Below are 14,756 nucleotides of genomic sequence, written 5' to 3'. Positions count from 1 at the left end.
TTGACGCGTTCGTACATCAACGATCGCGGGGTACGAAAGACCGGGCAACGTGACGTGACGTATATCCGCGTGCTCGCGCAAAAAGACAAATGGCCCGACCGGCAACCGCCGATCAGGCCATATTCACGCCCGGGACTTCGCGCCCCGTCGTCACCTCATTCGATCAGATCACGTCGCCGACACCCGCCGCCCCGCATCCGCCCGCGCATCGCGCCCACGCTTGTTCAGCCACGACGCGAGCAGCACGATCAACGCCAGCACGGCCGTCGCACCAACCTCCATCCGGTGTTCCTCGCTGACGAACATCACGGTCAGCGTGCCGCAGATGAACAGGATCACCGCCCACGTGAGCCACGGGAACAGCCACATCCGCAACGTCAGGTCCGCGCCGCCCGCTTCGAGCGTCTTGCGCATCCGCAACTGCGAGATCGCGATCACGAGATACACGAGCAGCGCGATCGCGCCCGACGTCGCGAGCAGGAAGCCGAACACCTGCTCCGGCATCAGGTAGTTCGCGATCACGGTCAGGAAACCGAACGCGGTCGACGCGAGCACGGCCGCGCGCGGCGTGCCGGTCGAATCGGTGCGATGCAGGAATGCGGGCGCGTCCTTGCGCCTGGACAGCGAGAACAGCATCCGCGACGCCGTATACAACGCCGAATTCAGGCAGCTCGCGACCGACACGAGCACGATCACGTCGATGATCGCCTTCGCGTTCGGGACGCCGATCAGTTCCATCGCGCGCTGATACGAGCCGTGCTTCGGCAGCAGCGGGTCGTTCCACGGCACGATGGCCGCGACGACGAGGATCGAGCCGAGATAGAACAGCGTGATACGCCAGATGACCGAGTTCGTCGCCCGCACGATCTGGCGTTGCGGGTTGTCCGATTCGGCGGCCGCGATCGTCACGATCTCGGTGCCGAGGAACGAGAACATCGTCGTCAGCATCGCCGCGAGCACCGCGCTCGCGCCGTGCGGCATGAAGCCGTCGTGCACGAACAGGTTCGACACGCCCGACACGGCCGGCGCGGGGATGATGCCGACGATCGCCGCGCCGCCGATGCACAGGAACACGACGATCGCGACGACCTTGATCAGCGCGAACCAGAATTCGAATTCGCCGTAGTTCTTGACGGAAAAGAGATTGGTGACGGTAAGCAGCAGCGTGATGCCGAGCGCGAAGATCCATGTCGCGATGCCCGGGAACCACGCATTGAGGATGGTCGCGGCGGCGGTCGCCTCGATCGGGATCACCAGCACCCAGAACCACCAGTACAGCCAGCCGATCGTGAAGCCGGCCCAGTGGCCGATCGCGCGGTCGGCATAGGTCGAGAACGACCCGCTGTCCGGATGCGCGACGGCCATCTCGCCGAGCATGCGCATCACCAGCACGACCAGCACGCCCGCGATCGCATACGCGAGTATCGATGCCGGCCCGGCTTCCGCGATCGCGTGGCCGGAGCCGACGAACAAGCCCGCGCCGATGACGCCGGCAATCGACATCATCGTGACGTGACGCTGCTTCAGGCCGGTGCCGAGGCCTGTGTTGCTTCCACTCATCTGTCTCTCTCCAAAAAACGGTTCCGGTACGACCGGTGTCGCATGAAGGCGGCGCGGGCGTTGTCGTTGTTGAATCCGGCCGCGGCCGCGCGTGCGCCGCACGCGGGCATGAGGCCGGATGGGGCCGTTCCGGTCGGGTCGTCCGCGCAATCTGCGAAGCTGCGGGTGCGATGCGGCGCACCAAGCGCCGGCGCATCGCGTACGCCCGTTCCGTCGGCTGTCGTCAGCCGCCTTCGAAGCGAAGGAGTGTAAGCATCAAACGGTTCTTCACTAAGAACCAATTGAAGAATTTCGATGGAACCACTCGTTGCATCGATACGAACCGATGCAACGCTTGATCCGGTTCGGCGGCGGCTCGCGTGCTGCGCGCGCCGTTCAGTTCGTGTCGCCGGCGACTTCGTCCCGCCACTTCGCCGGCACGATTGCACGCCATTCCCGCAGGAGCAGGTTTTTCACGGCGTCGGGATGCGCGGCCGACAGGCGCACCAGCACGATCGGCCAGCCGATATAGTGATCGGTCACGTAGTACACGTCGGGCGCCGACTCGATCAGCCACGCGCGCTCGTCGGGGCCGACGCCCTTCACGACGAGCGTGTCGCCGTCCTCGCGCAATCGCGTGAGCAGCTTGCCCTTCACCTTGAGCGCGGGCGTGCCGTACGACGTGCGTTCCTCGACGCCGCGCCACGCCAGTGCGATCTGCCGGACTTCGTCGAATGTCACGATGCCTCCCCGACCGTGCGTCGATGGTTGACGGTCCGGTCACCCTACCGGAAACCGCGCGACGCGCCCAGCCGGGCGGCGTTATCCGCCAGCCGCACGCGCGGCGGCCGGCGCCCGCCCGGTGGTCGCGACGATCGCGATCGCGAACGCGATCGCATTCGCGGCGGCGCTCGCGAGGATCGGCACGAGATAGCCGCCGCCCGCGTCGTAGATGAAGCCTGCGGCGGCCGGCCCGATCAACGTGCCGAACGCGACGCTCGTGTACAGGATGCCGATGATCGCGCTCACGTTGCGCCCGCCGAAATAGTCCATCACGACCGCCGGCAGCACGGCGACCCAGCCGCCGTAGAACACGCCGAACACGAGCGCGAACGCGGCCAGCGTCGCGACGCTGCCGGCGCCCGCCCATGCGACGAGCGCAACGGCCATGCCGGCGAACATCGCGAGCAGCGACGCGCGGCGGCCGAAGCGGTCGGCGAGGCCGCCGAGGAAGAAGCGGCCGGCCGTGCTGCCCACGCCGATCGCGCCGAGCAGCAGCACGGCCGTCGACGGCGCGACGCCGTGATCGAGCGCGTACGGCACGAGGTGAACGAACGGGACGAACACGCCGAACGAGCAGACGAGGCAAGCCGCGTACAGGCTCGCGAACGGCCGCGACGTGACGGCTTCGCGCACCGTCGCGCCGGCATGCACGCTCGCGCCGGTCGACGCAGCAGCGCCAGCGGCATGCCAACCGCCGCCGCCGGGTGCATCGCCGTCCGGCAGCAAACCGCGCCTGCGCGGATCGTTCTCGATCAGCAGCGACATGCCGGCTCCCAGTACGATCGCGAGCGCGGCCAGCGCGAAATACGCGCCGCGCCAGCCGACCTGCACAATCAGCGCGGACGCGAGCGGCGGCATCACGAGCGTGCCGACGCCGATCCCCGCGACCGCGAGCCCCGACGCGAACCCGCGCCGGCGCACGAACCAGCGCTGCACCGCGCCGACGGCCGGCACGTACGCGCAGCCAACGCCGAAACCGACACCGAGCCCGTACGCGACATAGACCTGCAGCAGCGTATGCGCGGCGCCGGCGGCCGCGAGCCCCACGCCGGTCAGCAGCATTCCGGCGACGGCGAGCCGCCGCGAGCCGAAACGATCGGCCAGCGGCCCGCTGACGATGCCGAAGCCGAAGTACAGGAAGCCGGCGAGCGAGAACACGAGCGAGATCTGGCCGCGCGACGCGGCGAAATCCCGCTGCAGCGACTCGACGAACGCGCTGAACGTATACGCGCTGCCGAACCCGACGAACGTGACGGCGAACGCGGCCGCCACCACGTACCAGCCGTAGAAAATGCGCGACGCGCCCGGGCGGTTCATGACGATGCTCCTTTCGGGTTCCACCGGCTGCCGGGCGGCGTCCGGATTGCCCCGTGGATATAGTTGAACTATGTTGATCGCATCGGCCGCCGACAGGCAGCCGCGAAACATGCGATCCGATGCGTCAACGGTACTCGCGCGTACGCGTCGTCTCAAACGATATTTCGTCGAGCTTTCGCTTTAGAAAAACTGAATGAACCGCTCCCGCCTGCCGCCGCTCAATGCGTTGCGCGCCTTCGAAGCCGCCGCCCGCCACCTGTCGGTGAAGTCGGCCGCCGAGGAGCTGTCGGTCACGCCCGGCGCGGTGAGCCAGATGATCCGTACGCTCGAGACGCATCTCGGCGTGCAGCTGTTCGAGCGCGTGAACCGCGGCATCCTGCTGACGGCCGCCGGCCGCGACTACCTGCCGCCCGTGCGCAATGCGTTCCGGCAGATCGCCGATGCGTCGCAGCGCGTGTCGGGCGCCGCCGACAGCGGCGTGCTGACGGTGAGCGTCACGCCGTTCTTCGCGTCCGCGTGGCTCGTGCAGCGCCTCGCGCAGTTCCGGCAGGCGTGCCCGGACGTCGATCTGCAGGTCGTCACGAGCCACGCGCTCGCGGACTTCGCGCGCGACGGCGTCGACGTCGCGATCCGTCACGGCCTCGGGCGTTACATCGGGCTATGCAGCGAACGCCTGCTGACGGTGGGAATCGTCGCGCTCGCGTCGCCGGAACTCGTCGCGCGGCTCGGCATGCCGGCAGCGCCGGCCGAACTCGTCGGCTGGCCGCAGTTGCACGACGCCGAACGCAAGGGCTGGCACATCTGGTTCGGCGCGCAGCGGATCGACGATTTCGGCCCGCCGCGCGGCCCCGCGTTCGACGACTCGGGCCTGCTGCTGCAGGCGATCGTCGCGGGCCAGGGCGCCGGGCTGCTGCCGGCCGCGATGGTGCGCGGCGAGCTGGCGAGCGGCCGGCTCGTGCAGCTTGCCGACGTCGCGTGGCTCGACGATTTCGCGTACTACCTCGTCTATCCGCCGCATCACGCGGAACGGCCGAAGGTTGCAGTGTTCCGCCGGTGGATTCTCGACGCCGCGCAGGCCGATGGCGCGGCGTCGATGTCCGGCGCGGCGTAGCGTCGTGCGGGCACCCGGCGCCGATCCGCTAACATGCGGCGCGGGCGATTGGTCCGACATCGCCCGGCATCGACAACAACGAAGGAAACGAGAGAGACCATGCATGCCCTGCTCCGCCGCGCGACCCATGTCGCGACCCTGTCCGCCGCGCTGTTCGTCGCGGGCGCCGCGTTGCCCCTTTCCGCCCACGCCTATCGCGCGCCGCCCGGCTACGGCAACGAAGCCGATCTCGACCGTCACGACACGTATCGCAACCGCGACGGCGAAACCGTGCATGCGCCCGCGCATTCGAAATCGGGCCGCGTGCCGGACGGCGCGAGCGCGCGCTGCCGCGACGGCACGTACAGCTTCAGCCGCCACCGGCGCGGCACGTGCTCGGGGCACGGCGGCGTCGCCGCGTGGCTGTGAGCGCGGGTCGGCCGAATGGCCTGCGCCGCGCCAGCGGCAGCCGGCGGCGAAGTACAATACGCGCTCGCACCGCCGCGCTCCGCGCGGCACGCTCCGTACCGAATCACCCGACGCCGCCACGCGCGCGCTGCGCGGCCGTCTCAACCACTTCTGACTTTCACACCGAAATGGCCCAATACGTTTTCACGATGAACCGGGTCGGCAAGATCGTGCCGCCCAAGCGCCAGATCCTGAAGGACATCTCGCTGTCGTTCTTTCCCGGCGCGAAGATCGGCGTGCTCGGCCTGAACGGCTCGGGCAAGTCGACGCTGATCCGCATCATGGCGGGCGTCGACAAGGACATCGAAGGCGAAGCCACGCCGATGCCGAACCTGAACATCGGCTACCTGCCGCAGGAACCGCAGCTCGACCCGACGAAGACCGTGCGCGAAGCCGTCGAGGAAGGCCTCGGCGACCTGTTCCAGGCCAACAAGAAGCTGGAAGAGATCTACGCGGCGTACGCGGAGCCGGACGCCGACTTCGACGCGCTCGCGGCCGAGCAGGCGAAGTACGAGGCGATCCTCGCGTCGAGCGACGGCGGCAGCCCCGAGCAGCAGCTCGAAGTGGCCGCCGACGCGCTGCGCCTGCCGCCGTGGGACGCGAAGATCGAGCACCTGTCGGGCGGCGAAAAGCGCCGCGTCGCGCTGTGCAAGCTGCTGCTCGAAAAGCCCGACATGCTGCTGCTCGACGAACCGACCAACCACCTCGACGCCGAATCGGTCGACTGGCTCGAGCAGTTCCTGGTGCGCTTCCCGGGCACCGTGGTCGCCGTCACGCACGATCGCTACTTCCTCGACAACGCGGCCGAGTGGATTCTCGAACTCGACCGCGGCCACGGCATTCCGTGGAAGGGCAACTACAGCAGCTGGCTCGACCAGAAGGAAGAGCGCCTGAAGCAGGAAGAAGCGTCGGAATCGGCACGCCAGAAGGCGATCAAGAAGGAACTGGAGTGGGTGCGCCAGAACCCGAAGGGCCGCCAGGCGAAGTCGAAGGCGCGTATCGCGCGCTTCGAGGAGCTGAGCAGCCAGGAATACCAGAAGCGCAACGAAACGCAGGAAATCTTCATTCCGGCCGGCGAACGCCTCGGCAACGAAGTGATCGAGTTCAAGAACGTCAGCAAGTCGTTCGGCGACCGCCTGCTGATCGACAACCTGAGCTTCAAGATCCCGGCCGGCGCGATCGTCGGCATCATCGGCCCGAACGGCGCCGGCAAGTCGACGCTGTTCAAGATGCTGACCGGCAAGGAACAGCCGGATTCGGGCGAAGTCGTGATGGGCCCGACGGTGAAGCTCGCGTACGTCGACCAGAGCCGCGACGCGCTCGACGGTTCGAAGACGGTGTTCGAGGAAATCTCGGGCGGCGCCGACGTGCTGACGGTCGGCAAGTACGAAACGCCGTCGCGCGCGTACATCGGCCGCTTCAACTTCAAGGGCGGCGACCAGCAGAAGGTCGTCGGCAACCTGTCCGGCGGCGAACGCGGGCGCCTGCACCTCGCGAAGACGCTGATCTCGGGCGGCAACGTGCTGCTGCTGGACGAACCGTCGAACGACCTCGACGTCGAAACGCTGCGTGCGCTGGAAGACGCGCTGCTCGAATTCGCGGGCTCGGTGATGGTGATCTCGCACGATCGCTGGTTCCTCGACCGGATCGCGACGCACATCCTTGCGTTCGAAGGCGATTCGCAGGTCACGTTCTTCGACGGCAACTACCAGGAGTACGAAGCCGACAAGCGTGCGCGCCTCGGCGAGGAAGCCGCGAAGCCGAAGCGTCTGCGCTACAAGCCGATCAGCCGCTGAGCGGCGCGGCCCGGGCGCCCGGCGCCGCGATCACGCGGGGCCGGCGCCGAACGGGGCCGCTTCCGGAACCGCACGATCAAAAAAGCGAGCCCTTGGCTCGCTTTTTTGATCCCGCGTGGCTTCCCCGCCGCTTACACCAGCGCGCCCAGTTCGCGCAGCCGCGCTTCGGTCGCCGCCGCGCTCGTGTGATGAATGCCATGCCAGCCGAGCGCCGTCGCGGCCGCCGCGTTGTGCGCGTTGTCGTCGATGAACACGAGCTCGTGCGGCGCGATTCCCGGCAGGTGTGGATCGATCCGCGCATGCATCTCGCGGTAGATCGCCGGATCGGGTTTCACGAGCTTCACGCGGCCCGATACGACGATGTCCTTGAAGCGGCGCAGCACCGGGAAGTTGTCCCATGCATACGGAAACGTCTGCGCGGACCAGTTCGTCAGCCCGAACAGCGGCATCCCCTGCGCGTCCAGCCGGTCGACGAGCGCCGCGCCTTCGTCGAGCACGCCGCCGATCATCTCGTGCCAGCGCGCGTAGAACGCGTGGATCAGCGCTTCGTGCTCCGGAAACTTCGCGACGAGTTCGGCCGTGCCTTCCTCGATCGTCTGGCCGCCGTCCTGGCGGACCACCCAGTCCATCGCGCACACGTGCGTGAGGAACCAGCGCCGCTCGGCGGCATCGGGAATCAGCTGACGGTAAAGGTACTCGGGGCTCCAGTCGATCAGCACGCCGCCGAAATCGAACACCACTGCCTTGATCGTCATGCGAACTCCGTGGCGAGCACGTCCGCGAGCGGACGCGGCGTCACCGCGTTGCCCGACAGCGAATTGTTGCTCCAGATGAACTGATGGTGCGCGACGATCTGCGCCGCCGACAGGTGCGCGCGCTCGTTCGTCGTGTGCAGGTCGGACACGACGGTCGTCCGATAGCCGAGCAGCGCGGCACGGCGCGCGGCCGAATCGACGCAGAACTCGGTCGCATAGCCGCAGATCAGTACCGAACGGATGCCGTGGCGATCGAGCTGCGCCGCCAGCGGCGTGTCGTGGAACGCGTCGCTCGCCTGCTTGCGCACGCGCCAGTCGTCGCGGCCGACGACCAGCCCCTCATGCAGTTCCCAGCCCGGCGTGCCGGGCACGACGTCGTCGTCCGCGTCGCCGTCGTGCTGCACGAAGCACACCGGCGCGTTCGCCGCGCGCGCCGCCGCCGTCAACCGGTTGATGCCCGACACCACGTCGTCGAGCCGGTACGCGGGCCGCGCCCGCTCCACCAGCCCGCGCTGCATGTCGACCACGATCACCGCCGTATCCGCCATTGCTTGCCCTCGCTGTTATCGTCCGGCCGTCGTTCGATCTTGACCGAATCGCCATCCGGCCGTTGCCGCGCGTTGCATCAGATCGGCTGCGTGCGCGCGTCGAGCCACGCCTTCGCGTCGCCGCCCAGGTGCCGGCCGACACGCTCGCGCACCGTCGCGTGATACGTGTTCAGCCACGCGCGCTCTTCGTCGTGCAGCATCTCGATCAGCACGCAGCGCGTGTCGATCGGGCACAGCGTCAGCGTCTCGAACGCGAGGAAATCGCCGAACTCCGTCTTCCCGGCCGCCCGGTTCACGACCAGGTTCTCGATCCGGATGCCCCACTGGCCCGGACGGTACACGCCCGGCTCGATCGACGTGATCATCCCCTCTTCCATCGCCGTGTACGGCTCGGCCGGCGCGTAGTGCGAGATGACCTGCGGGCCTTCGTGCACGTTCAGGAAGTAACCGACGCCATGCCCGGTGCCGTGGCCGTAGTCGAGCCCGGCCGCCCACATCGGCGCACGGGCGATCGCGTCGAGCATCGGCGAGCGGATGCCGCGCGGGAAGCGGGCGCGCGACAGCGCCATCATCGACTTCAGCACGATCGTGAAATCGCGCCGCTGCAGGTCGCTGACGGTGCCGACCGGCACGACGCGCGTGATGTCGGTCGTGCCCGTCATGTATTGGCCGCCCGAATCGATCAGCAGCAGGCCGTCGCCGACGATCGTCGCGTGCGACTCGCGCGTCGCGTGGTAGTGCGGCATCGCGCCGTTCGCGTTGAAGCCGGCGATCGTCGCGAAGCTCGCCGACACGTAGCCGGGGCGCCGGGCGCGCGCGGCCGTGAGCTTTTCCTCGATCGTCAGCTCGGTGATCGTCTCGCGATTGACGGCCTGTTCGAACCACGCGAAGAACTCCGCGAGCGCGGCGCCGTCGTGCTCCATCGTCACGCGCACGTGCTCGATCTCCGCGGACGTCTTGCGCGATTTCGCGAACGTCGACGGATTCACGGCCTCGACGAGCTTCACGCCGGCCGGCACGGCCTCGAGCGTGCCGAACGTCACGCGGCGCGGGTCGATCAGCAGCGTCGCGCCGTCGGGCAGCGCCGCGAGCGACGCACGCGCGGCGTCGTACGCGCGGACGTCGACGCCATCCCGCGCGAGCGACGCGGCCAGCGCCGGCGGCACCTTGCCGTCGGCGACGAACAGCGTCGCGCGATCGGCGCCGATCAATGCGTGCGCAACGAACACCGGATTGAAGTTGACGTCGGCGCCGCGCAGGTTGAACAGCCACGCGAGATCGTCGAGCGTCGACACGAAGTGCCATTGCGCGCCCTGCGCGTGCATCGCGCGGCGCACGTCGGCCAGCTTGCTCGCGCGCGTCGTGTCGGCCTGCGGCGCCACGTGCTCGAACACCGCGTCGGCGGGCAGCCCCGGCCGCTCCGGCCAGATCGCGTCGAGCAGGTCGACGTCGGTGCGCAGCGCAATGCCGCGCGCGCTCAGCGCGGCCGTCAGCCCGCGCGCGGCCGCGACGCCGAGCACGGCGCCGTCGACGCCGACCGTCGCGCCGGTCGCCACGTTCTGCGCGAGCCAGTCGACGTGCGGTGCGCTCTGCTGCCCGCCCGTCATCTTCATCAGTTGCACGCCCGTGCCCGCCAGCTCGGCGTCGGCCTGCACCCAGTAGCGGCTGTCGACCCACAACCCCGCGAACTCCGCGGTCACGACCAGCGTGCCGACCGAGCCCGTGAAACCCGACAGCCAGCGGCGCGCCTGCCAGCGTTCCGGCAGGTATTCGGACAGATGGGGATCGGCGGACGGCACGAGATAGGCGGCCAGGTTCTCGCGGGCCATCGCGTCACGCAGCAGCGCGAGACGGGCCGGCACCGGCGAGACTTCGGGGAGACGGGCATTCATGATTTCACCTGAGAGCATTCAGCGACGGGCCGACAGCGCGACCGTCACGGCTACGGCGAGGAACGCGACGCCGGTGCAGACCGGCCATTCGAGCGTCTCGCCATCGTAAAACAGTCCCGAGAGATTGCCGACCATGCGGGCGGCGGCCGCGCCCACGATGCCGACGAGCACCGCGATCCACCACGCCGGCCGACGCGTGCGCCGCATCGGATGCAGCCAGCGGCCGAACAGCCCGACGGCCGCTCCCAGGACAAGGATTCCAAACCAGTTCATTCAACGCCTTCTATAAATTCAGATTCGTCCCATAGGCGTGAACGTTGCCAGCGGCTAGCATCGATTCATCCATCGAACCCGAGACCAGCCGGGCGCCGCGAACGTTCGAGTGTAGGGGCCGACTCGACGTTATGGCAAGCGCACACCGGCTGCCGTATTGAAGAAATCGTCATGCGAATCGCTCTGATCGATCCGGAGTCGCGTCATAGCGCACTCCTGAACCGCCTGCTCTTCGCGGGCGGTCATGTGTGCCATGCGTTTCCGTCCAGCACCGCATTCTTCGAATGGCTCGCCGCCGACAACACCTGCGACATGCTGGTCACCGGCCACTGGGCCGGCGACCAGCCGGCGCAGGAAGTCATTCCGCGCGCGCAGGCGGTCCTGCCCGGGCTGCCGGCCATTGCCATGATGCAGTCGGCGCGCGAAAGCGAAATCGTCTCGTGCCTGCACGCGGGCGCCGACGATTGCCTCGTGCGCCCCGTGAGCGGGCCCGAGTTTCTCGCGCGCGTCAACGCGCTAAGCCGGCGCGCGGGCGTACGGCGCGCACCCGCCCGCTCGCGCGAAACGTATGGCGAATACGCATTCGACACCACGCATTGCCTCGTGCGTTTCGGCGACGCAATCGTTTCACTCACGCCGAAGGAGTTCCGTTTCGCGCAGTTGCTGCTCACGAACGTGTCGCGGCCCGTGTCGCGCGCCCATATCCTCGAAACGGTATGGGGCCGCCGCCGCGACATGAAGTCGCGCACGCTCGACACGCACGCGTCCCGGCTGCGCAGCAAATTGCAGCTGCTTCCGGAGCGCGGCTACCGGCTGTTGCCGCTCTATGGCTTCGGCTATCAGCTCGACCGCGTGCCGATCGAACCCCCAAATTCGCGGCCCCGCCACGCCGATGCCCGGTATGCAGCCAGTGAGGAAATCACTGAAACGCTATAATATGGGGCTAAACGATAGCCCTCGATATGCAACTCCTCACGATCGGAATCAACCATCACACTGCGCCTGTCGCCCTGCGCGAACGCGTGGCGTTTCCGCTCGAGCAAATCAAACCGGCTCTCGTCACGTTCAAGAACGTGTTTCTCGGCCCGCAGGCGCCGAATACGCCCGAGGCGGCGATCCTCTCCACCTGCAACCGCACCGAACTGTATTGCGCGACCGACGATCGCGCGGCCCGCGAAGGCGCGCTTCGCTGGCTGTCGGAATATCACCGGATTCCGGTCGACGAGCTCGCGCCGCACGTTTATGCGCTGCCGCAGTCGGAAGCGGTCCGGCACGCGTTTCGCGTCGCGTCTGGCCTCGATTCGATGGTGCTCGGCGAAACCCAGATTCTGGGCCAGATGAAGGATGCCGTTCGCACCGCGACCGAAGCGGGCGCGCTCGGCACCTACCTGAACCAGCTATTCCAGCGCACGTTCGCGGTGGCGAAGGAAGTACGCGGCACGACCGAAATCGGCACGCAGTCGGTGTCGATGGCCGCCGCCGCGGTGCGCCTCGCGCAGCGGATCTTCGAAAAGGTGTCGGATCAGCGCGTGCTGTTCATCGGCGCCGGCGAAATGATCGAGCTGTGCGCGACGCACTTCGCCGCGCAAGGCCCGCGCGAACTCGTCGTCGCGAACCGCACGGCCGAACGCGGCCAGCGGCTCGCCGAACGCTTCAACGGCCGCGCGATGCCGCTGGCCGACCTGCCCACGCGCATGCACGAATTCGACATCATCGTGTCGTGCACCGCGTCGACGCTGCCGATCATCGGCCTCGGCGCGGTCGAGCGCGCGGTGAAGGCGCGCCGCCACCGGCCGATCTTCATGGTCGACCTCGCGGTGCCGCGCGACATCGAGCCCGAAGTCGGCAAGCTGAAGGACGTGTTCCTTTACACCGTCGACGATCTCGGCGCGATCGTGCGCGAGGGCAACGCATCGCGCCAGGCCGCGGTCGCACAGGCCGAAGCGATCATCGAGACGCGCGTGCAGAATTTCATGCAATGGCTCGACACGCGCAGCGTCGTGCCGGTGATCCGTCACATGCATACGCAGGCGGACGCGCTGCGACGGGCCGAAGTCGAGAAGGCGCAGAAGCTGCTCGCGCGCGGTGACGATCCGGCTGCGGTGCTCGAAGCGCTGTCGCAGGCGCTGACCAACAAGCTGATCCACGGCCCGACGAGCGCGCTCAACCGCGTCAACGGCGCCGATCGCGATTCGCTGATCGACCTGATGCGCGGCTTCTACCAGCACGCGCCGCGCTCGAACGACCCATCCGGCCACTAGCGCCGCCCGGTCGCCCTGCCGCCGGCCGGTCGTTGTCCTGCCGCCGGCCTATCCTTTCCGAATACCCCTTGCCCGGGAGCGCCGCTCCACACCATGAAGACGAGCATGCAACGCAAGCTCGACCAGCTGTCCACACGGCTGGCCGAACTGAACGACCTGCTGAGCCGCGAAAACGTCACGGCCGACCTCGACCAGTACCGCAAGCTGACACGCGAACATGCGGAACTCGGCCCGGTCGTCGAGCAATACGCGTTATGGCGCCAATCGCGCAGCGACGAGGCGGCCGCGCAGGAGCTGCTCGCCGATCCGTCGATGCGCGATTTCGCGGAAGACGAGATCCGCAGCGCGCGCGAAGGCATGGCGCGCCTCGAGACCGAGCTGCAGAAGATGCTGCTGCCGAAGGATCCGAATGACGACCGCAACATCTTCCTCGAAATCCGCGCGGGCACGGGTGGCGACGAATCGGCGCTGTTCGCGGGCGACCTGCTGCGCATGTACCTGCGCTTCGCGGAACGCCAGCGCTGGCAGGTCGAAATGATGTCGGAGAGCGCGTCGGATCTCGGCGGCTACAAGGAAGTGATCGTGCGGATCGCGGGCCAGGGCGCGTATTCGCGCCTGAAGTTCGAATCGGGCGGCCATCGCGTGCAGCGCGTGCCGGCCACCGAGACGCAAGGGCGCATCCATACGTCCGCGTGCACGGTCGCCGTGATGCCGGAAGCGGACGAAATCGGCGAGGTCGAGATCAATCCGGCCGACCTGCGCATCGACACGTTCCGCGCGTCCGGCGCGGGCGGCCAGCACATCAACAAGACCGATTCGGCGGTGCGCGTCACGCACATCCCGACCGGGATCGTCGTCGAATGCCAGGACGACCGCTCGCAGCACAAGAACAAGGATCGCGCGCTGAAGGTGCTCGCCGCGCGCATCAAGGACAAGCAGTATCACGAGCAGCATGCGAAGGAAGCCGCGACGCGCAAGAGCCTGATCGGCTCCGGCGACCGCTCGGAGCGCATCCGCACGTACAACTTCCCGCAGGGACGGATGACCGACCACCGGATCAACCTGACGCTGTACCGGCTCGAGGCGATCATGGACGGCGATCTCGACGAACTGATCGGCGCGCTCGTCACCGAGCATCAGGCCGAGTTGCTCGCGTCGCTCGGCGAAGCCGACTGAGGCCGCGATGTCCGACACCACCGCCGACGCGCTGCTACGCGCATCGCCGCTCGATCCGGTCGATGCGCGCGTGCTGCTCGCGCATGCGCTCGGCTGGACCCGCACGCAGCTGATCACGCGCGGTGACGCGCCGCTCGACGACGCCGCGGTCGAACGCTTCCGCGCACTGGAAGCACGCCGCGTCGCCGGCGAGCCCGTCGCGCAACTGGTCGGGATGCGCGAGTTCTTCGGCCGCCCGTTCGACGTGACGCCCGACGTGCTGATCCCGCGCCCCGAAACCGAGCTGCTCGTCGAAGCCACGCTCGACGCGATCGGCGGGCTGCCGCATGCCGCCGTGCTCGACCTCGGCACCGGCAGCGGCGCGATCGCCGTGTCGATCGCGGCCGAGCGTCCCGATGCGCGCGTCTGGGCGCTCGACCGTTCGCCGGCCGCGCTCGCGGTCGCGCAACGCAACGCCGACAAACTGCTCGACGCGCGGCGCCCCGGCGGCCCGCTGCACTGGCTGCAGAGCGACTGGTACGCGGCGCTCGATCCCGCGCTCGCGTTCGATACGATCGTCAGCAACCCGCCGTACATCGCGCAGCACGACCCGCACCTCGCGCAAGGCGACCTGCGTTTCGAGCCGCGCGGCGCGCTCACCGACGATGCCGACGGCCTCAGCGCGATCCGCACGATCGTCGCGGGCGCCGGCGCACATCTGAAACCGGGCGGCACGCTCTGGATCGAGCACGGCTACGACCAGGCCGAAGCCGTCCGCGCGATCCTGGCGTCGCACGGCTTCGTCGCGGTCGAATCGCTCGCCGATCTCGCCGCCATCGAACGCGCGACCGGCGGCCGCCTGCCGGGTTGATGGCCGGC

At 68.3% G+C, this 14,756-nt stretch carries 14 protein-coding genes; 7 read left to right on the top strand and 7 right to left on the bottom strand.

Translation table 11 applies throughout. The features are described 5' to 3' along the window. Positions 1 to 168 precede the first annotated feature (168 nt). From gabP to KR541_RS02215, 3 genes are all read right to left on the bottom strand, one after another. On the bottom strand, positions 169 to 1,560 hold the full coding sequence (gabP, locus tag KR541_RS02225; protein ID WP_050013065.1) for a GABA permease: 1,392 nt from the start codon (positions 1,558 to 1,560) through the stop codon (positions 169 to 171). A gap of 375 nt (positions 1,561 to 1,935) precedes the next feature. Then, the gene (locus KR541_RS02220) at positions 1,936 to 2,280 is read right to left on the bottom strand and encodes an MmcQ/YjbR family DNA-binding protein (protein WP_050013066.1); all 345 of its coding nucleotides are present in this window, start codon (positions 2,278 to 2,280) and stop codon (positions 1,936 to 1,938) included. Positions 2,281 to 2,361: 81 nt separating this feature from the next. Then, a complete protein-coding gene (locus KR541_RS02215) occupies positions 2,362 to 3,639 on the bottom strand; it encodes an MFS transporter (RefSeq protein WP_216089331.1) in 1,278 nt (425 codons plus the stop codon). Between the two features lie 193 nt (positions 3,640 to 3,832). Between KR541_RS02215 and gcvA the strand changes: the two genes are divergently transcribed. From gcvA to ettA, 3 genes are all read left to right on the top strand, one after another. Continuing rightward, on the top strand, positions 3,833 to 4,750 hold the full coding sequence (gene gcvA, locus KR541_RS02210; RefSeq protein ID WP_204383644.1) for a transcriptional regulator GcvA: 918 nt from the start codon (positions 3,833 to 3,835) through the stop codon (positions 4,748 to 4,750). 99 nt (positions 4,751 to 4,849) lie between these two features. Further along, positions 4,850 to 5,158: a DUF3761 domain-containing protein gene (locus KR541_RS02205; protein WP_050013069.1), complete on the top strand. Its 309-nt coding sequence runs from the start codon at positions 4,850 to 4,852 to the stop codon at positions 5,156 to 5,158. A 167-nt stretch (positions 5,159 to 5,325) separates the two neighbouring features. Further along, complete coding sequence (gene ettA / locus KR541_RS02200) at positions 5,326 to 6,993, top strand: energy-dependent translational throttle protein EttA (RefSeq protein ID WP_050013070.1); 1,668 nt, start codon at positions 5,326 to 5,328, stop codon at positions 6,991 to 6,993. A 131-nt stretch (positions 6,994 to 7,124) separates the two neighbouring features. Here the strand turns inward: ettA and KR541_RS02195 are convergent, their stop codons facing one another. The 4 genes from KR541_RS02195 to KR541_RS02180 all read right to left on the bottom strand — a co-directional run bounded on the left by KR541_RS02195 (position 7,125) and on the right by KR541_RS02180 (position 10,461). Beyond that, the gene (locus KR541_RS02195; protein WP_204383643.1) at positions 7,125 to 7,748 is read right to left on the bottom strand and encodes an HAD family hydrolase; all 624 of its coding nucleotides are present in this window, start codon (positions 7,746 to 7,748) and stop codon (positions 7,125 to 7,127) included. Further along, on the bottom strand, positions 7,745 to 8,296 hold the full coding sequence (locus KR541_RS02190; protein ID WP_216089330.1) for a cysteine hydrolase family protein: 552 nt from the start codon (positions 8,294 to 8,296) through the stop codon (positions 7,745 to 7,747). Before KR541_RS02190 ends, KR541_RS02195 begins: the two co-directional genes overlap by 4 nt. Before the next feature lie 77 nt (positions 8,297 to 8,373). Then, a complete protein-coding gene (locus tag KR541_RS02185) occupies positions 8,374 to 10,188 on the bottom strand; it encodes an aminopeptidase P family protein (RefSeq protein ID WP_050013073.1) in 1,815 nt (604 codons plus the stop codon). Between the two features lie 18 nt (positions 10,189 to 10,206). Further along, on the bottom strand, positions 10,207 to 10,461 hold the full coding sequence (locus tag KR541_RS02180) for a DUF1129 domain-containing protein (protein WP_089488127.1): 255 nt from the start codon (positions 10,459 to 10,461) through the stop codon (positions 10,207 to 10,209). Positions 10,462 to 10,632: 171 nt separating this feature from the next. Here KR541_RS02180 and KR541_RS02175 point away from each other — a divergent pair, with 171 nt between their 5' ends. The 4 genes from KR541_RS02175 to prmC all read left to right on the top strand — a co-directional run bounded on the left by KR541_RS02175 (position 10,633) and on the right by prmC (position 14,748). Beyond that, positions 10,633 to 11,397, top strand: coding sequence for a response regulator transcription factor (locus tag KR541_RS02175; RefSeq protein ID WP_050013075.1), 765 nt, complete (start codon positions 10,633 to 10,635; stop codon positions 11,395 to 11,397). Positions 11,398 to 11,423: 26 nt separating this feature from the next. After that, the gene (gene hemA, locus KR541_RS02170) at positions 11,424 to 12,722 is read left to right on the top strand and encodes a glutamyl-tRNA reductase (RefSeq protein ID WP_050013076.1); all 1,299 of its coding nucleotides are present in this window, start codon (positions 11,424 to 11,426) and stop codon (positions 12,720 to 12,722) included. A 93-nt stretch (positions 12,723 to 12,815) separates the two neighbouring features. Further along, the gene (gene prfA / locus KR541_RS02165; RefSeq protein ID WP_006494405.1) at positions 12,816 to 13,898 is read left to right on the top strand and encodes a peptide chain release factor 1; all 1,083 of its coding nucleotides are present in this window, start codon (positions 12,816 to 12,818) and stop codon (positions 13,896 to 13,898) included. 7 nt (positions 13,899 to 13,905) lie between these two features. After that, a complete protein-coding gene (prmC, locus tag KR541_RS02160) occupies positions 13,906 to 14,748 on the top strand; it encodes a peptide chain release factor N(5)-glutamine methyltransferase (RefSeq protein WP_216089329.1) in 843 nt (280 codons plus the stop codon). The last annotated feature ends 8 nt before the right edge of the window (positions 14,749 to 14,756 follow it).

Source organism: Burkholderia sola (assembly GCF_905400185.1).
GTDB classification, from domain to species: Bacteria; Pseudomonadota; Gammaproteobacteria; order Burkholderiales; family Burkholderiaceae; genus Burkholderia; species Burkholderia sola.
The sequence above is the reverse complement of the archived record's forward strand: the minus strand, read 5'-3'. Positions and strand labels throughout refer to the sequence as shown.

Coding starts and splice junctions, on each gene's coding strand:
- KR541_RS02190 (WP_216089330.1), bottom strand. CDS start 8,296: ATGGCGGATACGGCGGTGATCGTGGTCGACATGCAGCGCGGGCTGGTG.
- prfA (WP_006494405.1), top strand. CDS start 12,816: ATGAAGACGAGCATGCAACGCAAGCTCGACCAGCTGTCCACACGGCTG.
- KR541_RS02185 (WP_050013073.1), bottom strand. CDS start 10,188: ATGAATGCCCGTCTCCCCGAAGTCTCGCCGGTGCCGGCCCGTCTCGCG.
- gcvA (WP_204383644.1), top strand. CDS start 3,833: ATGAACCGCTCCCGCCTGCCGCCGCTCAATGCGTTGCGCGCCTTCGAA.
- KR541_RS02175 (WP_050013075.1), top strand. CDS start 10,633: ATGCGAATCGCTCTGATCGATCCGGAGTCGCGTCATAGCGCACTCCTG.
- gabP (WP_050013065.1), bottom strand. CDS start 1,560: ATGAGTGGAAGCAACACAGGCCTCGGCACCGGCCTGAAGCAGCGTCAC.
- KR541_RS02205 (WP_050013069.1), top strand. CDS start 4,850: ATGCATGCCCTGCTCCGCCGCGCGACCCATGTCGCGACCCTGTCCGCC.
- KR541_RS02215 (WP_216089331.1), bottom strand. CDS start 3,639: ATGAACCGCCCGGGCGCGTCGCGCATTTTCTACGGCTGGTACGTGGTG.
- ettA (WP_050013070.1), top strand. CDS start 5,326: ATGGCCCAATACGTTTTCACGATGAACCGGGTCGGCAAGATCGTGCCG.
- hemA (WP_050013076.1), top strand. CDS start 11,424: ATGCAACTCCTCACGATCGGAATCAACCATCACACTGCGCCTGTCGCC.
- KR541_RS02195 (WP_204383643.1), bottom strand. CDS start 7,748: ATGACGATCAAGGCAGTGGTGTTCGATTTCGGCGGCGTGCTGATCGAC.
- KR541_RS02180 (WP_089488127.1), bottom strand. CDS start 10,461: ATGAACTGGTTTGGAATCCTTGTCCTGGGAGCGGCCGTCGGGCTGTTC.
- prmC (WP_216089329.1), top strand. CDS start 13,906: ATGTCCGACACCACCGCCGACGCGCTGCTACGCGCATCGCCGCTCGAT.